At 72.7% G+C, this 23,657-nt stretch carries 12 protein-coding genes; all 12 read right to left on the reverse strand.

Features of this window, described 5'->3' with window-relative positions; genetic code table 11:
* Positions 1 to 8: 8 nt before the first annotated feature.
* The 12 genes from ACFYZ8_RS19495 to ACFYZ8_RS19550 all read right to left on the reverse strand — a co-directional run bounded on the left by ACFYZ8_RS19495 (position 9) and on the right by ACFYZ8_RS19550 (position 23,336).
* A complete protein-coding gene (locus ACFYZ8_RS19495) occupies positions 9 to 1,049 on the reverse strand; it encodes a ketoacyl-ACP synthase III (RefSeq protein ID WP_359032215.1) in 1,041 nt (346 codons plus the stop codon).
* A complete protein-coding gene (locus ACFYZ8_RS19500) occupies positions 1,046 to 9,472 on the reverse strand; it encodes a type I polyketide synthase (protein WP_388529612.1) in 8,427 nt (2,808 codons plus the stop codon). The genes ACFYZ8_RS19495 and ACFYZ8_RS19500 overlap by 4 nt, the downstream gene beginning before the upstream one ends.
* A gap of 17 nt (positions 9,473 to 9,489) precedes the next feature.
* Positions 9,490 to 12,768 carry a type I polyketide synthase gene (locus tag ACFYZ8_RS19505; protein ID WP_388529609.1) on the reverse strand — a complete coding sequence of 1,093 codons (3,279 nt, stop codon included), beginning with the start codon at positions 12,766 to 12,768 and terminating at the stop codon, positions 9,490 to 9,492.
* A 32-nt stretch (positions 12,769 to 12,800) separates the two neighbouring features.
* Positions 12,801 to 13,739: an LLM class flavin-dependent oxidoreductase gene (locus ACFYZ8_RS19510; protein WP_359040087.1), complete on the reverse strand. Its 939-nt coding sequence runs from the start codon at positions 13,737 to 13,739 to the stop codon at positions 12,801 to 12,803.
* A gap of 54 nt (positions 13,740 to 13,793) precedes the next feature.
* Entirely contained in the window at positions 13,794 to 14,564 is a 771-nt protein-coding gene (locus ACFYZ8_RS19515) for a thioesterase II family protein (RefSeq protein WP_388529606.1), read from the reverse strand.
* Positions 14,565 to 14,719: 155 nt separating this feature from the next.
* Positions 14,720 to 16,321: an MFS transporter gene (locus tag ACFYZ8_RS19520; protein ID WP_359040083.1), complete on the reverse strand. Its 1,602-nt coding sequence runs from the start codon at positions 16,319 to 16,321 to the stop codon at positions 14,720 to 14,722.
* Complete coding sequence (locus ACFYZ8_RS19525; RefSeq protein WP_388529603.1) at positions 16,318 to 17,928, reverse strand: FAD-dependent monooxygenase; 1,611 nt, start codon at positions 17,926 to 17,928, stop codon at positions 16,318 to 16,320. The genes ACFYZ8_RS19520 and ACFYZ8_RS19525 overlap by 4 nt, the downstream gene beginning before the upstream one ends.
* Positions 17,929 to 18,000: 72 nt before the next feature.
* A complete protein-coding gene (locus tag ACFYZ8_RS19530) occupies positions 18,001 to 19,041 on the reverse strand; it encodes a ketoacyl-ACP synthase III family protein (protein WP_359040079.1) in 1,041 nt (346 codons plus the stop codon).
* A 54-nt stretch (positions 19,042 to 19,095) separates the two neighbouring features.
* Positions 19,096 to 19,755 (reverse strand): HAD family hydrolase, encoded by a 660-nt coding sequence (locus tag ACFYZ8_RS19535; RefSeq protein WP_388529600.1) that lies wholly within the window; start codon positions 19,753 to 19,755, stop codon positions 19,096 to 19,098.
* A gap of 98 nt (positions 19,756 to 19,853) precedes the next feature.
* Complete coding sequence (locus tag ACFYZ8_RS19540) at positions 19,854 to 20,810, reverse strand: AfsA-related hotdog domain-containing protein (RefSeq protein ID WP_388529597.1); 957 nt, start codon at positions 20,808 to 20,810, stop codon at positions 19,854 to 19,856.
* On the reverse strand, positions 20,807 to 21,736 hold the full coding sequence (locus tag ACFYZ8_RS19545; RefSeq protein ID WP_388529594.1) for a zinc-binding dehydrogenase: 930 nt from the start codon (positions 21,734 to 21,736) through the stop codon (positions 20,807 to 20,809). Before ACFYZ8_RS19545 ends, ACFYZ8_RS19540 begins: the two co-directional genes overlap by 4 nt.
* Positions 21,737 to 22,451: 715 nt before the next feature.
* Positions 22,452 to 23,336 carry a LysR family transcriptional regulator gene (locus ACFYZ8_RS19550; RefSeq protein ID WP_359040072.1) on the reverse strand — a complete coding sequence of 295 codons (885 nt, stop codon included), beginning with the start codon at positions 23,334 to 23,336 and terminating at the stop codon, positions 22,452 to 22,454.
* Between the last annotated feature and the right edge of the window lie 321 nt (positions 23,337 to 23,657).

Below are 23,657 nucleotides of genomic sequence, written 5' to 3' on the forward strand. Positions count from 1 at the left end.
CCGTTGGGTCAGTGCCCTGCCAGGGCCACAGAGCGGGTGAGGGGTGTGACGGGACGGGGTGCGCGGCTCCAGGTGCACAGACTCGCCGCGAGGTTCATGCCGCCACCGAAGGCGGCCAGCAGGACGCGGTCGCCCGGATGCAGCCGGCCCTCCTGGTTGACGGCGTCCAGGGTGATCGGGACGGATGCCGCACCGGTGTTGCCGTAGCGGCCGACCGTGAGCCGGGTGGCCTGCTCGGACAGGCCCAGGGCGGGCGCGACGTCCGCCAGCATGGCGCCGTTGGCCTGATGGGGGATGAAATGGTCGACCTGGTCCGGTCCGAGTCCGGCGTCGCTCAGGACATCCGCGACCAGCCGGGGCAGTTGCTCGTGCACGAAGGCCCGGACACCCCGCCCGTCCATCCGGAAGTGGTGCTCGCCCTCGGCGACGGTGCGCTGCGAGGCGGGCAGCCGACTGCCGCCCGCGGTCACCCGGATGAGATCGTGGCCGGCGCCGAGGCTGCGCAGCAGCGCGGGCTCCAGACCGGCCTCCGCGGGCACCGGCCCGAGGACCACGGCACCTGCTCCGTCCCCGAACAGGATCGCCGTACGGCGGTCCGCGTGGTCGAGGATCCTGGAGTACACGTCCACGCCGACGACCAGGGCGTACGGCGATCCGCGGCCCGCGAGCAGCAGGCTCCGGGCGACCTCGGCGGCGTAGACGAAGCCGCTGCACACCGCGTTGAGGTCGAAGGCGGCCGCGCCGTGTGCGCCGAGCCGGTGCTGGACCAGGTTGGCGGTCGCGGGCTGGGGGTGGTCCGGTGTCGAGGTCGCGACGACGACGCAGCCGATCTGCGTAGGGTCCACATCGGCGTCGCGGAGGGCGGCACCGGCCGCCGCCGCGGCGAGGTCGGAGGCGGCCTCGTGCGGCAGGGCGTGTCGCCGCTCGGTGATTCGGGTCTTGCGCTCGATCCATTCGGCGGTGACCCCGGCCCGGGCGGCGACCTCCTCGTTGGAGACCACCACCGGGGGCAGGTAGGAGCCGGTGCCGATGATGCCGTAGGCGGTCATGCCGGGGATCCCTCCAGGTCGAGTCCACGGGCTTCGGCGACGGAGGTGTCCCAGTCCTCCAGCACCGCGGCGGCGAGCATGTCCACCGAGCCACCGTCCAGGAGGGCGGCCAGGGGCACCTCGACGCCGAGGGTCTCGGTGATCCGGGTGCGCACCTCGAGGGCGAGCATGGAATCCAGGCCGAGGTTCTGCAGTGGCACCTCCCGCTCGAGACCAGCGGGATCGAGGCCCAGGCAGCGGGCCGCGATCCGGGCCACCCGGTCCGCCACCAGGGCGGGCCGGTCGCCGGCGGATGCCGCGTCTATCTCCGCGCGCAGGACCGGACCGGGTGCCGCCACCTCGGCCGGTTCGGGTTCCGCAGTCACCGGCGGCGGGACGGTGACGGCCGGTGCGGCGGGCAGGAGCCAGTACCTCCGGTGCTCGAAGGGGTAGGTCGGCACCGGCGCCCAGTCGGCGGCCCTCCTCGGCCCGGACACCTTGCCGAGGTCGACGGGCACGCCCTGGGTCCACAGGGCACCCGCGCTGTCCAGCAGGGCCTTCATGTCGTCCCGTCCCTGCTGCAACGAGGGGTGGAAGCGCACCGGTCGTGCGCTGTCCGGTGCGGTGGCGAACCGGCGGGCCATGCCGGTGAGCGTGGCCATCGGTCCCACCTCGAGGAACAGCCGGTGGCCCGCTTCCAGGAGGGTGGTCATGCCCTGATGGAAGGCCACGGGTTCGCGCACGTGCGCCCGCAAGTAGGCGGCCGAGAGGGTCTCGTCGCCTGTGAAGGGGCGGCCGGTGACGTTCGAGACCAGCGGGACGGCCGGCGTCCGGAAGGTCAGTCGCGCGGCCTCACGCTCGAAGGCGTCGAGCATCGGGTCCATCAGCACGGAGTGGAAACCCCGTGTCACCTGGAGTCGCCGGCAGCGGATGCCGCGTTCCGTGAGCTCCTCCGTCAGTTCGACGAGAGCGTCCTCGGAACCGGAGACCGTGATGCTCTCGGGTCCGTTCACGGCCGCGACGGACAACCGGTCCACGTACCGGGTCAGAGCGTCCTGGACGACCGCGAGCGGGGCCTGTACCGCGGCCATGGCCCCGGCGGGGCACAACTCCTGCATCAGTCGGCCGCGTTCGACGGCCAGTCGCAGGCCGTCCTCCAGGCTGAGGACGCCTGCCACGCATGCGGCGACGAGTTCGCCGATGCTGTGGCCGAGGACTGCGGCCGGTTCCACGCCCCAGGACCGCCAGAGCTCGGCCAGACCGAACTCCACTGCGAACAGGGCGGGTTGGGTCAGCCGGGTCTCGTGCAGCGCGCCGGCGTACGCGGCACCGGGATCGGTGTACTCCAGGATCTCGGTGAGCGGCCGGCCCAGCAGCGGACGCAGCACGGTGTCGCACCGGTCCAGCGCGTCCCGGAACACCGGCTGTTCCTCGTAGAGGCCGCGTGCCATACCGGGGTACTGGGCGCCCTGGCCCGTGAAGAGAAAAGCCACACCAGGGGCCCCACCGGGCCGGACCTGCCCGGTCCGGGCGCCCTGGCTGTCGCCCTCGCCGGCCACGAGTTCGGCCAGCCGGTCCCGCATCTCCTCGGTGCCCGACGCGACCAGCGCGGCCCGGTGCGAGAGCGCCGCGCGGCCGGAGTTGGCGGTGCGGCAGAAGCGGGCGAGCGCCGCGTCGTCGAGCCCGTCCAGTGCGCTCAGGCTGCCCGCGAGCAGGGCGCCGAGGGCGGTGGGCGTCTTGGCGGACAGGGTGAGCAGCCGCGCTGAGGGCACCTCCTCGTCGGTCCGAGGTGCCTGGGGTGGTTCTTCGAGCAGGACGTGGGCGTTGGTGCCGCTGATCCCGAAGGAGGAGACGCCGGCGCGGCGGGGGCGGTCCGTGGTGGCGGGCCACTCACGCGCCTCGGTCAGCAACCGCACCTGACCCTGCGACCAGTCCACATGCGGCGTCGGCGCATCCACATGCACCGTCGGCGCCAGCACACCGTGCCGCATCGCCATCACCGTCTTGATCACACCCGCGACCCCGGCAGCCGCCTGCGCATGCCCGATGTTCGACTTCAACGACCCCAGCCACAACGGCCGCTCCACGCCACGGCCCTGACCGTAAGTACGCAACAACGCCTGCGCCTCGATCGGATCCCCCAACCGCGTCCCCGTCCCGTGCGCCTCCACCACATCCACCGAACCCGCGTCCCAGCCCGCATCCGCCAACGCCGACCGGATCACCCGCTCCTGCGAAGGACCATGCGGAGCCGTCAGCCCATTACTGGCACCGTCCTGATTGACAGCCGTACCGGCCACCACCGCCAGCACCGAATGCCCCGCCCGCCGCGCATCCGACAACCGCTCCAGAACCAGCACCCCCACCCCCTCCGACCACGCCGTCCCGTCCGCACCCGCCGCGAACGGCTTGCACCGCCCATCCGGCGCCAACCCCCGCTGCCGCGAGAACTCCACGAAGGTGTTGGGCGAGGCCATCACGGCCGCGGCACCGGCCAGGGCCAGGGAGCATTCGCCGCGGCGCAGCGACTGCACCGCCAGGTGCATCGCCACCAACGACGACGAACAGGCCGTGTCGACCGTCAGCGCGGGCCCCTGCATCCCCAGCAGATACGAAATCCGGCCCGACGCCACACTTCCCGTGGTACCGGTCAGGAAGTGTCCTTCGACCTCGGCCGGGATGCGTCCCGAGGAGCCGTAGTCGTGGTACATGAGGCCGGTGAACACACCCGTGTCGCTGCCCCGCAACGAGTCCGGAGCGATCCCCGCCCGCTCCAACGCCTCCCACGACACCTCCAGCAGCAACCGCTGCTGCGGATCCATCGCCAACGCCTCACGCGGCGAGATCCCGAAAAAACGCGCGTCGAAATCACCCGCCCCCCGCAAGAACCCGCCCTCGCGCACATAACTCGTCCCACTGCGCTCGGGATCCGGATCGAACAACCCCTCCAGATCCCACCCCCGATCCGACGGAAACCCCTCGATCGCGTCCCCACCGGCCGACACCAACTCCCACAGCCCCTCCGGCGACACCACCCCACCCGGCAACCGGCACCCCATCCCCACCACCACGACGGGATCGTCGTCCTCGGGGAGCTCTCGCGCCGAGGTGACCGGTGACGGTTCGGAGGCGGAGGGCGTGACCAGGTCGGCGAGAACACGGTCGGCGACCAGTTCGGGCGTCGGGTGGTCGAAGACCAGCGTGGCCGGTAGGGCCAGTCCGGTCGCCGCGTTGAGCCGGTTGCGCAGTTGCAGAGCGGTCAGTGAGTCGAAGCCGATCTGCTTGAAGGGCTGTCCGTGCGCCACGCCGTCGGCGGAGGTGAATCCGAGCACCTGGGCCACCTGTGCGCGGACCAGGTCGAGGACCGCCGAGTGCCGTTCCTCCTCCGGGAGCTGGCGTATCCGGTCCGCGAACCCGGCGCCGGAGGCGGGGCTCGCCGGGGCGCGCCCCGGGGTGCGGACCAGGCCGCGCAGCAGCGGGTTCAGCGTGCCCGCGCCGGCGTGTCCGCGCAGCGCGCCGAGGTTGAGACGGGCGGCGACCAGCAGGGCCTCGGAGTGCTCCCCTTCGGACGTGGCGGCGAGCGCCGCGTCGAACAGGGCGAGTCCCTCCGCGCTGCTCAGGGGGGCGATCCCGGCACGGTCGAGGCGGGCCAGCAGGGCGTCGCTGAGGTGGCCGGTCATGGCGCCGCGCTCCTCCCACAGGCCCCAGGCGAGAGCTGTGGCCGGCAGGCCCTGCGCGCGTCTGCGGGCGGCGAGGGCGTCGAGGAACGTGTTCGCGGCAGCGTAGTTGGCCTGCCCGGCGTTACCGATGACTCCGGCGATCGAGGAGAACAGCACGAAAGCGCGCAGCGGCTGATCCCGTGTCAGTTCGTCGAGGTGCACGGCCGCGTCGAGCTTCGGGGTGAGCACCCGGCGCAGTTGTGCGCTGCTCAGCTCGGTGAGGGTGGCGTCATCGAGGACTCCGGCGGCGTGCACCACGCCCGTCAGCGGCCGGTCCGCCGGGATCGCGGCCAGGACCGCGGCCAGGCGCGTCCGGTCGGCCGCGTCGCAGGCGGTGACCTCGGCGGTGGCGCCCAGTTCGGCGAGTTCGGCGATCGCATGGGCGGCGGTCGGGTCCTCGGCACCGCGCCGGCTCAGCAGGAGCAGATGGCGGACACCTTGCTCGGTCACCAGGTGCCGTGAGAGCAGTCGGCCGAGAGCACCGAGGCCACCGGTGACCAGTACGGTGCCCGCCGCCAGGGCCTTGGCGACATCGGTCGCGGCCGGTGGCCCGCTGATCCCCGGGGCCGGTGAGGGGTCGACCCGCGTCAGCCGTGGTACCAGGGCGGTGCCCCCGCGCAGGGCGAGTTGCGGCTCGTCCGAGCGCAGGACGCCGGCCAGTTCGGCGGCGGACAGCTCGACGTCGTCCCGGTCCACCAGGGCGAAGCGGCCGGGGAACTCGGTCTGCGCGGAGCGGAACAGTCCCCAGACCGTCGACGCGCCGAGATCCGGCTGCTCGTCGGCGGCGACGGCCAGTGCCGCCCGGGTGAGCACCACCAGTCGGATGCCCGCGGTGCGTTCGTCGGCAAGCCATGTCTGCACCAGGTCGAGGGCCCAGCGGGCGTTCCGGTGCCCCGACTCGGCTGGGGCGTCCGGTGCCTTGTGGGGGCAGACGGCGACCACGATCCGCGGTTTCTCGGCGAGGGCGGCGTCGAGGTCCGGCTGGTGCCGCAGTCCGGCGAGCGGGGAAGGGCCGAGAACGACGATCTCCGCGGCTTCGGGCAGGCCGGCGGCCATCGGTTCGGCGGCACGCCAGTCCAGGCGGTAGAGAGCACCCTCGCCCGGCGCGGGGACACGTGCGCTGCGGAAGGCCACCGTTGCGGCGGAGAGCACGAGGGTGCCCTCATGGTCCACCGCCTCCAGGCGGAGGCTGCCGTCCGTGACCTGGGACAGTCGTACCCGCAGCGCGCCGCTGCCCGTCCGCCGGCAGACGACGTCGCTCCAGGCGAAGGGCAGCAGGGTTCCCTCGTCGGGGACCAGTCCCGAACCGAGGGCGGCGTGCAGTGCGGCGTCGAGCAGGGCGGGATGGAGCCGGTAGCCGTCTGTGGCGGTCCCGGTCGGCAGGGCCACCTCGGCGAGTACGTCCCGGCCGTGCCGCCAGGCCCGGGACAGGCCCTGGAAGGCGGGGCCGTAGTCGTATCCGCGCACTGCCAGTGCCTCGTAGTCGACCGGAGGCAGCGGTGCGGTGCCGGAGGGCGGCCAGGAACCGGTGGTGAGGGCGGCGGACGCGGGTCGGGGCGCCGGGCCACGGGGGGTCAGGACCGCGGTGGCGTGCCGCTGCCAGGGGGCGTCCGGGTCCGCGCCCTCGGCACGGCCCCGGATCACCAGGGTCCGGTGGCCGTCCGGACCGGGCGCCTCCGCGGTGGCGCGAATCTGGACGGCTCCCTTCTCGGGGACGGCGAGGGGTGCCTCCAGGGTGAGGTCGCGCAGGTCGGGTGTGTCGAGCAGGTCCCCGATCGTGAGGGCGATCTCGACGAAGGCGGTTCCCGGCAGCAGGACCGTGCCGTGCACGGCGTGGTCGGCGAGCCACGGGAGGGTGTCCGCGCTCACCCGTCCGGTGTGAAGGGTGTCGCCGTTCTCCAGGTCGAGCCGTGCGCCGACCAGCGGGTGGGTGACCTCGTCGAGCCCGAGGCCGCGGGCGTTCGTGCCGACCGGTCCGCGGCGCAGCCAGTACCTCTCGTGCCGGAAGACGGTGGTGGGCAGGTCGGTGCGGCTCGGGCCGTGGTGGGCCAGGAGCGCGGCCCAGTCGACCTCGCCGCCGGCCGCCCACACCTGGGCGGCGGCCGCGAGGAAGCGGTCCAGTCCGCCCTGTCCCCGCTCCAGGGTGCCGAGAGCGATGCCGCGGTCGCCGAGTACCTCCTGGATGCCCAGGCTGAGTACGGGGTGCGGGCTCATCTCGACGAACACCGTGCAGCCCTCGTCGGCCAGGCCGCGCACCGCCTCCTCGAAGCGGACGGTCCGGCGCAGGTTGGAATACCAGTACTCGGCGTCCAGGGTGCTGGTGTCCAGGTCTTCGGCGGTGACGGTGGACCGGAAGGGGATCTGCGCGGGGCGTGGGGCCAGGTCGGCGAGTTCGGCGAGGATCTCCTCCCGGACGGCTTCCACGTGCACGGAGTGGGAGGCGTAGTCGACCGGGATGATCCGCGCCCGCACCTCGCGGGCCTCGCAGGCCTCGACCAGTTCCCGCAGGGCTTGCGGATCGCCGGCGACCACGGTGGCGGAGGGGCCGTTGACCGCGGCGGTGGAGATCCGGTCGGCCCAGGGTGCGATGAGCTCCTGCGTCCTCGCCACGGACACCGCGAGGGAGGCCATGCCGCCGTGTCCGGAGAGCGCCCGGATGGCCCGGCTGCGCAGCGCGACCAGACGGGCTCCGTCGCTCAGCGACAGTCCGCCGGCGACGACGGCCGCGGCGATCTCACCCTGGGAGTGCCCGACCACGGCCGAGGGTTCGACGCCTCGCGAGCGCCACAGCGCGGCGAGCGAGACCATGACCGCCCAGACGGCCGGCTGCACCACGTCGACGCGCTCCAGCGGCGGCGCGGACGGGTAGCCGCGCAGGACATCGGTCAGCGACCAGTCGGTGAACGGTTCGAGGGCGTCGGCGCACTCGGTGACGGACTTGGCGAACTCCGGGCAGGTCTCCATGAGTTCGGCCGCCATGCCGATCCAGTGCGAGCCCTGCCCGGGAAAGACGAACACGACCCTGGCGGGGCCCTCGGCGGCGGTTCCGGTGGCCGCCGCCGACAGGTCGCCCGCGGCCAGCGCGTCCAGGCCGCGCAGCAGTCGGTCGCGATCGCGGCCGGTCACGACGGCACGGTGCTCCAGCGCGGACCGGGTGGTCGCCAGGGAGAGTCCGGTGTCGGCGACGGGGGTCGCGGGGTTTGCCCGTACGTGCGCGGCCAGGCGTCGCGCGGTCTCGGGGAGGGCCTCGCGACTGCGGGTGGCGAGCGGCCAGGCGACGGCTGCCCGGCCGTCCTGGAACACGACCGGCCGCTCCTTGACGGTTTCGGTCCGGGGTGGTTCTTCGAGCAGGACGTGGGCATTCGTCCCACTGACGCCGAACGAAGAAACGCCGGCGCGGCGGGGGCGGTCCGTGGTGGCGGGCCACTCACGCGCCTCGGTCAGCAACCGCACCTGACCCTGCGACCAGTCCACATGCGGCGTCGGCGCATCCACATGCACCGTCGGCGCCAGCACACCGTGCCGCATCGCCATCACCGTCTTGATCACACCCGCGACCCCGGCAGCCGCCTGCGCATGCCCGATGTTCGACTTCAACGACCCCAGCCACAACGGCCGCTCCACGCCACGGCCCTGACCGTAGGTACGCAACAACGCCTGCGCCTCGATCGGATCCCCCAACCGCGTCCCCGTCCCGTGCGCCTCCACCACATCCACCGAACCCGCGTCCCAGCCCGCATCCGCCAACGCCGACCGGATCACCCGCTCCTGCGAAGGACCATGCGGAGCCGTCAGCCCATTACTGGCACCGTCCTGATTGACAGCCGTACCGGCCACCACCGCCAGCACCGAATGCCCCGCCCGCCGCGCATCCGACAACCGCTCCAGAACCAGCACCCCCACCCCCTCCGACCACGCCGTCCCGTCCGCACCCGCCGCGAACGGCTTGCACCGCCCATCCGGCGCCAACCCCCGCTGCCGCGAGAACTCCACGAACATCTCGGGTCCCGACATGACGGTGACTCCGCCGGCCAGGGCCAGGGAGCACTCACCGCGGCGCAGCGACTGCACCGCCAGGTGCATCGCCACCAACGACGACGAACAGGCCGTGTCGACCGTCAGCGCCGGCCCCTGCATCCCCAGCAGATACGAGATCCGCCCCGACGCCACACTTCCCGTGGTACCGGTGAGGTAGTAGCCCTCCGCGTCCTCGGGCGGTCGGCCGGTGCCGCCGGTGGCGAGGTAGTCGTGGTACATGAGGCCGGTGAACACACCCGTGTCGCTGCCCCGCAACGAGTCCGGAGCGATCCCCGCCCGCTCCAACGCCTCCCACGACACCTCCAGCAGCAACCGCTGCTGCGGATCCATCGCCAACGCCTCACGCGGCGAGATCCCGAAAAAACGCGCGTCGAAATCACCCGCCCCCCGCAAGAACCCGCCCTCGCGCACATAACTCGTCCCACTGCGCTCGGGATCCGGATCGAACAACCCCTCCAGATCCCACCCCCGATCCGACGGAAACCCCTCGATCGCGTCCCCACCGGCCGACACCAACTCCCACAGCCCCTCCGGCGACACCACCCCACCCGGCAACCGGCACCCCATCCCCACCACCACGACGGGATCGGTTCCTGCCTGTTCCAGCTCGCGGACGCGGTTGCGGGACTCGTGCAGCTCGACGGTGAGCTTCTTCAGGTATTCGACAAGTCTCTGATCGTTCGTCACGGTCATATCCCCTGTTGTCACTGCAGCGAGTTGTCTATGAGGGCCAGCAGCTCGTCGACGGAGGCGGTGGCCACGGAGGCGGCGAGATCCGGCTCGCCGTGGTCGTCGGTGGGTCGGGCGGGGCCCCGCAGCCGCGCGGCGAGTTCGTCGAGCCGCTGGGCGAGGGCGGGGCCGTCGGGCGGTTCCGGTCCGGCGTCGGCGACCAGCTCCGCGAGTTCGTCTATGCGTTCGCGCAGACCGGTGTGCTCCTCCGTGTCGGCGGGGCGCAGCCGTTCGAGGAGGTGGTCGGCCAGTGCGGACGGGGTCGGGTGGCCGTAGAGGCTGTCCACGGGGACGGCGAGTCCGGTGGCGGAGGCCAGCCGGTTCCGCAAGGCGACGATCATGCTCGAGTCGAAGCCCAGGTCCTTGAAGGTGCTCCGGGGCCGGACCGCCCGGCCGTCCTCGTGTCCCATGACCGCGGCGACCTGGTCGCGCATCAGGGCGAGCACGGTCCGTGCGGCGGCCGCCCGCGGTTGTCCGGCCAGTCGGGCAACCGGGCCGGTCTCCCCCACCTGTTCCGCTTCGGGTGCGGCGGCCGGACTCCGCGGGGTGTGCTCGGGGGCGGCGGGCACTTCGTCGAGCCAGTGGCCACGGCGGTGGAAGGCGTACGTCGGCACATCGGCCCAGTCGTCCGAGCCGGCCTGGATGACCCGGTCCCAGCGCACCGGCACACCGTGGGTCCATGCCTCACCGAGGGAGGTGAGGAAGCTGTGGACGTCGTCGCGGTCCCTGCGCAGGCTGCCGAGGACGACGGCGGAGACGTTCAGGGCGTCCGCGTTCTGCGTCAGTCCCGTGGCGAGCACCGGATGGGGGCTGACCTCGACGAACATGCTGTGTCCGGCATGCAGCAACTGCCGTACCGTCTCCCCGAAGCGGACCTCCTGGCGCAGATTGCGGTACCAGTAGTCGGCGTCGAGGACGGCGGGGTCCAGGAGACCGCCCGTGACCGTGGACCAGAACGGCACGGTCGGCTTCCGGGGCCGCACGGGGGCGAGTGCGGCGAGCAACTCGTCGCGGAACACCTCGACCTGCGCGCAGTGGGACACGACGTCCGCCCGGATCGCCCGCAGATCGACGCCGGCTTCGGCGTACTGCTCGGTGAGTCGGGCGAGTGCCTCTGGGTCGCCGCCGACGATGGTCTGGCCGGGGCCGTTGACGGCAAGCACGCCGAGCGCGCCGTGCCAGGGGGCGAGGTCCTGACGTACCTGCTCAGAAGGCAGCAGCACAGAACCCATGGCCCCCTGGCCGGTGATGCGCAGCAGGGCGGCGCTGCGCCGTACGACAATCCGGGCCGCGTCCGCCAGGGACAGGGCGCCGGCCACGGTCGCCGCGGCCACCTCGCCCTGGGAGTGTCCGACGACCGCGGCGGGTTCGACCCCCGCGGCGCGCCACAGTTCGGCGAGGGACACCATGACCGACCAGAGGACCGGCTGGACGATGTCGACCCGGTCCAGCGGCGGGGCGCCCGGGACGTCACGCACCACGTCGTGCGGGTCCCAGTCGACGAACTCCCGCAGCGCCGCCGCGCATTCGCCGAAGCTCCGGGCGAAGACCGGTGAGCTGTCCAGCAGTCGTACCGCCATGCCGGACCACTGCGAGCCCTGGCCGGGGAAGACGAAGACGGGAGCGGCGGGGGTGTCCGCACGGTCGGCGGCGGCGACGGCGGACGGCCGGGCGGCGGCGATGAGGCCGAGTTCCGTGGTGAGCCCGGCCGGGTCGGAGGCAAGCGCCACGGCCCGGTGCTCGAAGGAGGTGCGCCGGTGAGCCAACGTGCGCCCGACAGCCGTCGGCGGGATGTCGGGCCGCCGGTTCAGCCAGTCGCCCAGTCGTGCCGCCTGTTGCCGCAGGGCGGCCTCGCTGCGGGCGGACACGAGGAAGGGCAGGGGGTCGCCGGGGCCGAGCTGCACAAACGATTCCGCAGAGCTGTCGGCCCGCTCGTCCGGGCGGTGGCCGCCCCGCACGCCGGTCAGGTCGGACAGCACCAGGTGGCAGTTGGTGCCGCCGATGCCGAAGGAGCTGACGCCTGCCACCAGTCCCTGCTCACCGCCCGGCCAGGGCGCGGTCTCCCGCTGCACTCGCAGACCGAGCCGGTCCAGCTCCAGAGCGGGGTGGGGCGTGTCGTGATGGAGGCTCGGCACCAGTGTGCGATGGGTCAGACAGAGCACCGTCTTGATGAGACCGGCGATACCGGCGGCACCCTCCAGATGGCCGATGTTGGTCTTCACCGAGCCCACCGCGAGCGGCAGCCGCTCCGGCGTCGAGTCGGCGAAAACCGCGCCGAGCGCCGCGGCCTCCACCTGGTCGCCCGCCCTGGTGGCGCTGCCGTGCAGTTCGACGTACTGGATCTCGGCCGGCTCGGTCGCGGCCTGGCGGCAGGCGGCTCGCAGCACCCGTTCCTGGCCGTCGGCACCGGGTGTCGGCAAAGTGGCCGTGGCACCGTCGCTGTTGACCGCCCCGCCCCGGATGACGCACAGGACGCGGTCTCCGTCGGCGAGGGCCTCGTCGAGACGCTTGAGCAGTACCAGGCCACCGCCCTCGCCGCGGACATAGCCGTTGGCGCGCTCGTCGAAGGTGAAGCAGCGCCCGTCCGGCGACAGGGCGCCGAACTCGGTGAGTGCGGCGGCGCCTTCGGGGGCCAGGATCAGGTTGACCCCGCCCGCCAGCGCGAGGGACGACTCCCGGCGCCGGACGCTCTCGCAGGCCAGGTGGACGGCCACCAGCGCGGAGGACTGGGCGGTGTCGACCACCATGCTGGGGCCGGTCAGCCCCAGTGTGTAGGAGATCCGGTTGGCGATGACGCCGCGTTCCTGCCCGGTGAAGGTGTGCGGCTGGGCGGCCGTGCCGCGGCGGGCCAGCGTCGCGTAGTCGTCGGCGATCGCTCCCACGAACACACCTACGGCGTCGCCGCGCAGTGCGCCCGGGACCGCCCCGGCCTGTTCCAGTGCTTCCCAGGCCAGTTCGAGCATCAGCCGTTGCTGCGGGTCCATGGAGGCGGCCTCGCGCGGCGCCAGACCGAAGAACTCCGCGTCGAACCCGTCCACGGCGGACAGGTAGCCGCCGACACCCGAGGGCCCCGCGGTCGCCTCCCGGCCGGGCGGCTCCGGGCCGATACCGGAACCGCCTGCGCGCAGCAGCTCCCAGAACGCCTCCGGGTCGTCCGCCCCCGGAAAACGGCAGGCGAGGCCGATCACGGCGACATCGCCCTGTCTGCCGGAGCTTGCGTCGGCAGGGCGGTTCCCGATCGAAGACTTGGACATCTCTCCCCCACAGGCAGGTGGTTGACGTGGCGTCAGGCGGACGGGCGCCGCCGGTCGGACAGTTGTGGCAGCACCTCGGAGGCCAGCAGTTCCAGGTGGTCCGGGTCCTCCATGTCCAGCACCCGCAGATAGACGCGGGCGACCCCGGCCTCGGCGTACCGCCCGATCAGATCGACAATCCGGTCGGGCGTGCCCGCGAAGCTCTCCGGACGAAGCTGCTCACCCAGCTCCGCGGCTCGGGCGGCGGCCTGGGACTCGTCCTTGCCGCAGCACACCGTCTGCAGCACCGAGACCCTCGGGGCCTCGGCCCGCCCGGCCTCCTCCGCCTTCCGCCGCAGCAGGCCCGCGATGCGCGCCGTCTCCTGCGGTGGCACGAACGGCACGTTGTACTCCCGAGCGTGACGCACCGCCAGGCCGAGGGAGCGGGGGCCACCGGTTCCGCCCACGATCACCGGCGGTCCGGGCTGCTGGACCGGCGTCACCGGGGCCTGGGCGCCCGTCACCCGGTAGCGGTCGCCGGCGAAGTCGAAGGTCTCGCCCGGGCGGGTCCGCCACACGCCGGTCACGATGTCCAGCGCCTCGGCGAGACGAGCGGTGCGATCGGGCGGGAAGGGTACGGCCGTGGCCTCGTACTCGGCGGCGTACCAGCCGGCGCCGACTCCGAGTTCCGCCCGGCCGTCGGACATCTGGTCCACCTGGGCCACCTCGACGGCCAGGTGCACGGGCGAGCGCAGGGTCACCGGGGTCACCAGGGTGCCCAGCCGGATGCGGGCCGTGTCGCGGGCCAGCGCGGCGAGTGAGAGCCAGGCGTCGGACGCGCCCGCGGGACGTACCGGCGTGCCGAACTGGAGGTAGTGGTCGGAGCGGAAGAAGCCGTCGAAGCCGAACTCGGCCGCGGCGGTGGCCGCCTGGAGCAGGGTGCGGTAGGAAGCACCCCGCTGCGTCGGTTCGGTGTGGACACAGATCTCCATCGGGTTCCTTTGCTGGATCGGTCGGTGCCGGGCCGTGGTGGGAAGCCGCGGGATTCAGCGGGCGCGGTGGCCCAGCGCTGCGCGCAGCAGCAGGGCCGGGTGCTCCACGGAGCAGAGGTGCCCGCCGGACACCAGGTGCGGGGTGAAAGCGCCGGTGGTGTGCCGCGCCCAGCGCAGCAGCTCGCCGGGCGGCACGGTGCTGTCCTCGGTACCGGCGAAGGCGATGACGGGGGTGGTGAGCGGGGCGCCGGGGGCGAAACGGTAGGAACCTGCCAGGCGCAGGTCGGCGCGGAGCGGCGGGAGCTGGTGGGCGAGCAGTTCGGGCACCGCACGCAGTGCCGTGGGGATGCCGCCGTAGCGGCGGTCGACGAGCTCCAGCAGAGCGGCGTCGTCACTCGGGACGTCCAGCGAGGTGGGGATGTCGGGTGCCGATCGGGCGCTGACCACGAGGCGCCGGGGCGCGATGCCCGCGCGCTCCAGCTCGCGGGCCGTCTCGAAGGCGAGCAGGGCGCCCAGGCTCTGACCGAACAGAACGATGTCGGCGGGATGGTCGGAGGCCTCGGTCAACCGGCGGACGGCGTCGGTGGTCTCGGCGACCACGGAACGCCAGTCGTCGGCGAAGGGCTCGTCCGAGCGGGCCGCCCGGCCGGGAAGGACCACGGTCCGGACCTCGGCCCCGGCACCGGCACCGCGGTGCCAGTCACGGAAGGTCGCCGGACCCCCACCGGAGTGCGGGAAGCAGACGAGCCGCACGGGGGCGCCGGGGCGCGGCTGCGGGCAGCTCAGGACTCGGTCCGGGGTCGCGGTGAGGGACGGTCGGGGCATGGGGGGACCTCCGGCGTTCTGGTGGCCGTGGCACAAGGGGGGATGGGGGTGGTGACGGGGACGGAATGGGGGGAGGTGGGGGGCGTGCCCTGCACGTATCGCTCGGCCCTTGACGTCCCTCCGGGCCCCAGGCGACCCGGAGGGATGAAACGAGGTCAGGCGCTCTGCGACACGTTCTTCTTCGGCTTCGGCGCTTCCGTCGCCGGCCGCCGTACCGGCCCCGGCAGCCACACCAGCGCGGCGACCGTGCCCAGCGCGCCGATGCCGGCCGCCGTCCACATGGCCGTGCGCTGAGCCGAGACGAAGGCGCCGGTGACGGTGCGGCTCAGCCCCGAGGCCGTACCGGGGTCGGTCAGCCGGCGGGCCGCCGCCGCGTCGCCGCCGCCCGCGGCCCGCGCCTCGTGCAGCGCCTCCGTGGTGGCTCCGATGGAGGTGACCGCCTGATCGCGCAGCGGGGCGGAGAGTCCGTCCAGCGAGGAGGAGATGTGGGAGCGGTAGCCGGCTGCCAGAACCGCACCGAGGAGAGCCACGCCCACGGCCCCGCCGACCTGCCGCATCATGTTCGGCACCGCCGATCCGGCGCCCGCCTTCTCCGGCGGCACCACCGACATGCACATGGCCGGGGCCGCGGCCATCACCAGGCCCATTCCGAAACCGAACACCGCCTGCGCCAGGACGAACGGCACCAGCGGCGAGGACTCGTCAAGGGTCGAGAAGTAGAGCAGGGACAGGGTGATGAGCGCGAGTCCCGAGGCGATGACCCGCGCCGGGCCCAGGCGCGCCGCGAGCTTGGCGCTGCTGTTGGCGGCGGTCATCGTGCCGATCGCGACGGGGACCATCAGAAGGCCGGCCTGGAACGCGGAGAAGCCGCGTACCTGCTGGTTGTAGAAGGTGAGCAGATAACTCCCGCCCATCACCGCCAGCATGGCTACCGCCAGGGCGATCGACCCGGTCAGGAAGAGGGAGTTGCGCAGCAGCGCCGGGTCCAGGCCCGGATTGGCCACGCGCTTCTCGGCGAACAGCAGAGCCACCAGTACCGCCACACCGCCCAGCACGGACCCGAGCACCTGCGGGCTGCCCCAGTCGCCGGTCTCACCGCCCTGGATGATGCCGTAGATCAGCAGTCCCATGCCGAGCGTGGACAGCGTCAGTCCGACCCAGTCCAGGGCCTTGCGGTCGGGGCTGCGGTTCTCGGGGACGAGGAACGCGATCAGCGGTACGACCACCAGGCAGATCGGCACGTTGATCAGCAGGACCGAACCCCACCAGAACCAGTGCAGCAGCCCTCCCGCAAGCAGGGGACCGAGGGCGAGGGCGAGGCCTCCGGCCACGGACCAGCGGCCGATCGCCTTGGCTCGCTCCTCGGCGGGGAAGACGTTCAGGATGATGGCCAGGGTGCCACCGGGCACCACCGCGACGCCGATGCCCATGACCGCGCGCCCGAGGATGAGTTCGGCGGGGCTGGACGCGAAGGCCGCGAGCAGCGAGCTGACGCCGAAGATCGTCATGCCGATCATGAGGATCCGCTTGCGGCCATAACGGTCACCGAGCAGGCCCGCGGTGAACAGCAGCGCGCCGAAGACGACGGTGTAGGCGTCCATGGCCCACTGCAACTGCGAGTTGGTCGCTCCCAGTTGTCGCTGGATCTGGGCCAGCGCGACCGTCAGGATGGTGTTGTCCATCGTCCCGATGACGACGCACAGCCCCATCACCACGAGAATCAGCCACCTGCGGCTGTGTACCTGTTCCGGCGTCATTCGCCTTGCCTTTCCTGCTGGTCTGTCCGGTGGGGGGAAGGTGCCGGGGCCGGCGGGCCGTGGGTGGCGCGCGCGTGGGCCGCGGGAAGTTCCAGGGCCGCGCGGGTCGGCTCGAGCAGGGCCGCGAGATGGCCGTCCGGCCGGACCAGCAGCACTACGGCCCGGGAGCCGAGCGCGGCGGTCAGGGCCGGAGCCGACGAGGAGTCCACGGCGAGCAGTTCCGTTCCCGCGGGGCGGGCCGCCTCGATCGCGGCCCGGTGTTCCGCGGCCATCTGCCCGGGCTGCCAGAGCAGCACGGTGAACCGGTCTGCGGGCAGCGCCGGCCAGCCGACCCGCTGCCGTCCGATGACCGCGGGAAGCCGGTCGCCCGGACCCAGCCGGACCGCGTTCCGCCGTGGCTCCGGGGCGGCCTTCCCGCCGGTGCGGCGGTCCGGCTGCGCGTAGCTCACGGAGAGCTGGCCGAGGGTCGGGGCCACCTCGTGGGCCAGTCGGCGGCTCCAGGCTCCCAGGCGAACGCCCAGATCGCGGCGGATGACGTCACGCCGCCGGGTCAGCCCGCCCAGCGCGGCCTGGCGGGCGGTACCTGCGGCGACCACCTGCACCGAGCGGCTGCGCTCGTCGTGGTAGCTGTCCAGCAGGGCCTCCGGCAGGCTGCCGTCGACCGCGCCGGCCAGCTTCCAGGCCAGGTTGACCGCGTCCTGGATGCCGGTGTTCATACCCTGGCCCCCGGCCGGGCTCATCACATGGGCCGCGTCCCCGACGAGGAAGGCCCGTCCCACGCGGTACCGCTGGGCGGTACGGATGGTGGCGTTGAAGGTGGTGCTGAAGCGCACCCCGTCGACCCGGAAACGACCGCGCGGGCCACGGGCGCGCAGCACCTCCTCGAAGTACCGTGCGGAGTAGTCGCTCTGCCTCTGCTGCTCAGCCACCCGGACCGCGATCCGGAACACCTGGTCGCCCAGGGCGGCCAGGGCCATCGCGCCCGCCGGGCTCCAGCAGTACCCGGCCATGTGCTCGGGCAGCCCGCCGTCGATCCGGGCGTCGCCGATGGCGAAGTCCAGGCTCAGTTCGGGCCCCGTGAAGCCCACGTCCAGCAACCGTCGTGCCGTGCTGTGCGCGCCGTCCGCACCGACCAGCCAGGACGCCTCGATCTCGGCTCCGCCGCCGTCCGCGGTCTCGGCCAGGGCGTGGACCCGGTCGCCGTCCTGTGTCAGTCCGGTGAGCCGGACTCCCCGTTCGACCTTGCCACCCAGGTCGGTGACCCGGCGTTCGAGGACGTCTTCGGTGATGCTCTGTGGCAGGGCGATGCCGAAGGGGTACGCCGTGTCGCGGATCCGGTCGAGCCGGGCGGCTCCGAGGTGACGTCCCGCCGAGTAGTAGCGGACCTGGTCGATGCGGTGCCCCAGGCACATCAGTTCGTCGGTGACGTCGATGCGGTCGAGGAGTTCGAGGATGCGCGGCCAGATGCTGGTGGCGCGCGAGTGGTTGGAATGGCTCCGGTCCGCGTCGATGATCCGGACCGGCACGTCCCGCTGCAACAGCTCGGCGGCGACGACCATCCCGACCGGGCCTGCGCCGACGATCAGGACGGGAGGGGGGCTGGCCACCTGTACCTCCTGTGGATGGGGTGGGGGGTCGAGAGAGACGAGGTGGGGGGTCTCGGGGACGTTGCGCCCGGCTCAGCGGCCGGGCACCTCCACGGCGATCGCGGACCAGGTGTAGCCACCGCCGGCGTTCAGCACGAGGCCGATGTCGCCGGGCTTGCGCAGGGCCAGCGCGGTCATGTCGGCGAGGTTGGCCAGGATGTCGCTGCAGGAGAGATGACCGGTGCGGGCGGCCAGGCCCAGCGGCGGGGCCGGGGTGACCTCCGCGATGACCGGGAAGTAGGTGCCCCGCACGATCTTGCGGCTCATCCGCGGCATCGTGACGCAGGTGATCCGGGGGTCGTCCGGCTCGACGCCGGCCTCCTCCAGGGTCCGCCGCAGTACGGCGACGATCGCGCCCCGGGCGAGTTTCTCGAAGGACTCGAAGCCGTACTGCTGGAGATACGCCTTCTTGGTCCGGCGCAGGTCCAGCTTCTCGCCGTGCGCCAGCGGACCGGGGGTCAGCTCCAGGCCGGCCCGGTTCATCTCCTCCAGCTCGGGGACCGCGACGCTGTTGACCGCGCGGAGCAGCACTCCGCGTCCCGGGTGGGAGCCGCGCCGCAACACCGTGGCGGTGGCGGCGTCGCCGTGCGCGCAGGCGTAACTTCCGTTCCAGCGATCGAAGTTGGGCAGGACGAACCGGTCCGCCGCGGTCACCAGTGCGGCGGTGACCTCGTCGTCCGCGAGCATCCGGCCCGCGGCCAGTTCCAGTGCGGGCATGACCGCGTTGCAGCCCTGGGACATGGTGACCGGGAGCGCGTGTTCCGCCCCGAGTCGGCGGGCGACGTAGTGCGGTGCGCTCCACATCTCGTGGCCCTGATGCCAGATGCAGCAGTGCACCAGGAGCCCCAGGTCCGCCGCGTCGGTTCCGGCCGCGTCGAGGGCCTGCCGGGCGGCATGCACCGCCATGTCGGGCGGGGACAGCTCGTCCGGCGCCACCGGCACGTGGTCGAGGGCCAGTTCCTCGGCCTCCTCCGCCGACAGACGGCCGGCGGCCACCGCCTCGGCCGGGGTCTCGACCGTCTCCGGGGCCCACAGGGTCGTGCCGCACAGTGACAGCTCGCTGGTAATCCTCATGTCCGGTCCTTCACACCGTCGCGGGATGGGGTGGGGGGAGTGCGGTGGGTCTGGTCAGTCGACGCCGCGTCCGAGCAGACGGTCGAGTTCCTTGACGACGCGTGCGTTGTCGGTGAACTGCACGGCTTGCCAGCCGGCCGCGGCCGCGCCGACGCTGTTGTCGGACAGGTCGTCGACCATGACGCAGCGGCCGGGTTCGACGCCGAGCCGCTCGGCCGTCAGGTCGAAGATGCGCCGGTCCGGCTTGACCACGCCCACCTCGCAGCTGTTCACCACCGTCTCGAAGAGCTGCTCGGACTCGGGCAGCATGGCCCGCCAACTCGACTCCCACTCACGGACGTTGTTGGTGATCATGGCGAGTCGGACGCCCTCCGCCCGCAGGCCGGCCAGATACCCGAGGAACTCCTCGTTGCGGCCGCGCCCCGGGAACCACCAACGGGCGCCGAAGGCGCTCAGGTCGAAGTCCCTGCCGGTACGGCGGCGAAGCGCCGAGGCGAGTTCGGCGGCCCAGTGGTCCTCCGTCCACACGCCGAGGCTGATCACGTCGTGCCCGGGCATCCCGGCGACCTCGCTGACCTCGTGCATCGCCGTGGTGAACTGCGCGACCGTGATGTCGGCACGGGCGCAGAAGCGCTCGAACGTGGCCTCCAGCGGCTCGGTGAGCACACCTGCGAAGTCGCAGGCGACCACCTCGACAGCGGCGTACCGGGGCATGGGGGTACTCCTCTCGGACGAACGGGGTGTCGGCATACCGGGCCCACGGCACGGTGCTGCGGGCAGGCGGGAGCATGGGGGCCCGAAGGAGCGCGGTGTCAGGGGCGCAGGGTGATCTCGCCCTGGGCGACGGCCGCGTCGAACTGGAGGACGGCAACGGTGACGGCGACGCCGCCGTCAGGGGCGGGGACCGGCGCCTCGGCCCGGAAGTCCACCGGACCCTCGAACTCGGCGAAGTCGGCGAACCCGACGGCGACCGCCTGGAGTTGGGCCCTCGGAGTGGTGAGCGCGCCGCTGTGGCAGGCGGTCAGCAGCGCTGTCTGCCGCAGGCCCTCGAGCATCAGCGGGCCGGGCACGTGGTCGTAGGAGTGGTCGAAGAAGGCCGGGTGGGACAAGTCGACGACCAGCCGGTGGTGTCCTGGCCCGGCGCCTTCGAGCGGGCCGATGACGACGTTGCGCGGGTCGCGGCGGCCGACCAGATCCGGTGCGTACCGGTCCGGGGCCTCGTACGGGGCGGTCTGCAGTGACTTGCGGCCACGCTGGTAGTCGCGCAGCGCCTGGTAGTCCCGGCGGGAGGCCCAGGCGACCTCGCTGGCGACCCGCAGCGACGGCCGGCCGTCGATCCGCACGGTGCCCTCGATGGTCATGCTGCCGCGGACGGCGGAGACCTGCCGGCCCGTCACCCGGTAGTGGATCTCGCCCTCCAGCGGGGCGCGTTCGTCGTCCCGCAGCGACTCGGGTTCCAGCACCGCGAGTTCCCAGCGCTGCATGCTGAACGGCAGCCCCACCGCCAGGCCGAGGTGCTCGTGGAAGAAGACGAACGCCGCTTGGCGGGCTGCCTCCCCCACCGCGAAGGCGTCGTGCGGCCCGGCCGGGCGATCGGCCCAGAGACTGTGCGCGCGCGGTATCTGGAAGCCCAGCAGTGCCGCGTCCGTTCCGCAGGCCACCGAGTCGGTCACGAAGACCTCGCTGACGGCCCGGCGGTGGGCGATCTCGCGGGGCACGGTGCGCGAGTGGCTCAGTGCGCGGCCCGCCGGGGCGGGGGCGGTGTTCACAGAACGTCCCCGAGGGTGAGTACGGCCTTGCCCCGCACCCGCCGCTCCCGGAGCGAGACCAGTGCCTCCGCGGTGCGCTTCCAGTCGGCGACGTGCCCGATCTCGGGGTGCAGCCGGCCCGCGGCGACCAGACTGACGAGGGTCGCGAGGTCGGCGCCGTCGGAGGTGTCGGAGTCGGTGTTGGAGAAGTGCTGGATCGTGCCCGACTCGGGTCCGGCGAAGAAGTCGAAGAAGTTCAGCGTCAGCGGCTCGCGCGACGCGCCGCCGAACCAGATCAGCCGTCCTCGTCGACCCAGCTTGCCCAGTGCCGCCCGGGTGGACCCGCCCCCCACGGACTCCAGGGCGAGCTCGAAGGTCCCCTCGGCGTCCTGCGGATCGTGTACGACGGCCGCGGCCCCCAGCTCCAGCAGCCGCGCGCCGCGCTCAGGGGTCGCGGTCACCGCGGTGACCTCCGCCCCGGCCCCGGCGAGGAGTTCCACCAGGAAGTGCCCCACGCCGCCGGACGCGCCGGTGAGCAGGACCCGTCTCCCGGCGACGGCGCCGGCGGCGCGCAGCAGGCGCAGCGCGCTCAGTCCTGCCAGGGGCAGAGCGGCCGCCTGCGGGGCCGAGACGGCGTCCGGCAGCTCGGCCAGGCTGGTGGTCGGCACCGCCGCCTGCTCGGCCCAGCCGGCGTTGGCCGCGAAGGCGACCACCCGGGTTCCGGCCTGCGGCCCCGAACCGTCCGCCGCGGCCCGCACCACCCGGCCGGCCACGTCCCGCCCCGGACGCCAGCCGGGCTTGGGACGGTACAGCCGCATCAGCTCACCGCGGTTGATGCTGAACGCCTCGACGGCGACGACCGCCTCGCCGTCGGCGGGCTCCGGCTCGGCGACGGTCTCCAAGGCAACCGGCTCGTCCGGATCCGCGGTCGGCACGAGAGCAAGCATGCTCTGGACTCCCCTCACATCGATGACTGCTCCACCGGCGAACGACCGCTGCTCCAGCGCTCGTTGCCCATTGATCGTCGCCGGGCTCCGCGGCACCTACAAGGCACATTCGGCGATGGTGCCGATCAGGGATCGTGATGGGGTCACCCGGGCCCGATCACGGATCGAGCGACGCACTTCCCGTGAAGGGACGGGACGGAACAGGCCAGTATCCGGGCGGCGGCCCCGCGGCCGAACGACAGGGGCCCGTCGAAACCGGGGGAGCCGGTGAGCCGCATCCCACCTTCGAGGCATCGCCGTCGCGCATCCGGGCCCCCGTCGCCTACCGGTACGCGCTCTGGGGCACGCCTCCCGGGTGCCGGGCGACACCAACGGCCGCAGTCCCCCGACGCATCTCGAGACACCGCTGCCGCACGCCCCCTGGCCCGGCCCGATCCGAACCGCACGCCCATGGGCGACACCGTCGGTCGAACCCGCCGTACGCGGCCCCGGCGGCGATCCGCAACCACGTCTCGGCGGCAGCGGGCCCCTCACGGGACCGCAGCGGTCCACACCCTCGGAGTCCCGGCCCCGAGTCCCCGCCCATCCCCTAGCCGACGCTGCGACAGAGCCCGTCCGCGCAGGCGCACCGCGCCGGTCGGGTCCGCGGGCGGGATCGCGACCCCGGCGACATACTCCACCCGCCGACCAGGCGCACCGGCCGCACCCTGCGCCCTCAGCCGGACTGCCGCCCTGCCTCCACCAGGGCCCGCAGCGCGGGCGTGCCGGTGTCACGGGGCACGAGAAGCATGGTGTTGATCACCAGCGGCTCCCGGAAAGGCAGGAAGGCGAGATAACGGTTGGTCAGCAACCGGGCGTGCGAGGCATACAGGACGGTCCAACTGGCCGTCGACGGCGAGCCGATGGCTGCGAGCGTCTCGTCCAAGGTGGTTCCCGGGGGTTCCGAGCGCGGTGTGAAACCGGCCTCGGCACAGGCCTGGAACACACAGTCCACCAGGACGGGATTACCGCGCCGGGGAAGCAGCCGTAGCGGGATGTCCGCCAGATCGGCGATGGACACCTCGTGCTGCGCGGCCAGCGGATGCCAGCTGGGCAGGGCGACCACCAGTGGGTCGAGCCACATGTCCAGGCAGTCGACCTCGGCGTCCGCGGGCGGCGGGGCGTGCGTGAACGCCGCTTCCAGTCGGCCCGTCATGACGGCGGGGACGCGGGACTCGGACGGCGTGGAGATCAGATCGACGACCGCGTTCGGCATGATCGCCGCCAGGTTGTTGAGCATCCGGTACAGATGGTCCCCGAGCCCCGAACAGGTGCCGAGGCGAATGGTGACCCTGCCCTCGCTCTCATCCTCCTCGATGGCCCGACGTGCCCGGTCGACCGCGGCAAGCACCGACCGGGCCTCCGGCAGAAACCGGTCCCCGGCCTCGGTGAGCTGGACGTGTCGTGGCTGACGGTCGAACAGCGGGCAGCTCAGCTCACGCTCCAGCCGCCGGATCTGCTGACTGATCGCCGGCTGCCCGATGAAGAGGCGTTGTGCGGCGCGGCCGAAATGGCCCTCTTCCGCCACGGCGACGAAATACTCGATCTGACGCAGTTCCACTGCTTACCCCCGGATCACACCCGCCGCTGCCTACTCCGACGACCGAAGCCGTTCAGAATGCGCCCCCTTGGGGCCGATGTTTCATATCCACGGCCAACCCTATGACCTCCATTCCAAGGAAAGAGTCAAGCCCGCCCTATGAGCCCTTAACAGGATGGTGCTGAAAGGTTCCGGTGGACTGCCACCTGTGGAATCATCGCGCTTCCCGGTATGCCCCCAGCGCCGACGTCGCGACGCCGTCGGGAGGTGTCCCGTCCCGCGGCTCCGCCCCCGTGCCTCGCGCAGCGGATGCACGGCTCACGGCGGACCCGCTGCCACCGC

The organism is Streptomyces sp. NPDC001668 (assembly GCF_042893155.1).
Lineage (GTDB): Bacteria > Actinomycetota > Actinomycetes > Streptomycetales > Streptomycetaceae > Streptomyces.

Bases quoted from the DNA above. Each gene is read 5' to 3' on its own strand.
- ACFYZ8_RS19520 (WP_359040083.1), bottom strand. From the start codon at position 16,321: ATGACGCCGGAACAGGTACACAGCCGCAGGTGGCTGATTCTCGTGGTG.
- ACFYZ8_RS19515 (WP_388529606.1), bottom strand. From the start codon at position 14,564: ATGCCCCGACCGTCCCTCACCGCGACCCCGGACCGAGTCCTGAGCTGC.
- ACFYZ8_RS19510 (WP_359040087.1), bottom strand. From the start codon at position 13,739: ATGGAGATCTGTGTCCACACCGAACCGACGCAGCGGGGTGCTTCCTAC.
- ACFYZ8_RS19535 (WP_388529600.1), bottom strand. From the start codon at position 19,755: ATGCCCCGGTACGCCGCTGTCGAGGTGGTCGCCTGCGACTTCGCAGGT.
- ACFYZ8_RS19505 (WP_388529609.1), bottom strand. From the start codon at position 12,768: ATGTCCAAGTCTTCGATCGGGAACCGCCCTGCCGACGCAAGCTCCGGC.
- ACFYZ8_RS19530 (WP_359040079.1), bottom strand. From the start codon at position 19,041: ATGAGGATTACCAGCGAGCTGTCACTGTGCGGCACGACCCTGTGGGCC.
- ACFYZ8_RS19545 (WP_388529594.1), bottom strand. From the start codon at position 21,736: ATGCTTGCTCTCGTGCCGACCGCGGATCCGGACGAGCCGGTTGCCTTG.
- ACFYZ8_RS19495 (WP_359032215.1), bottom strand. From the start codon at position 1,049: ATGACCGCCTACGGCATCATCGGCACCGGCTCCTACCTGCCCCCGGTG.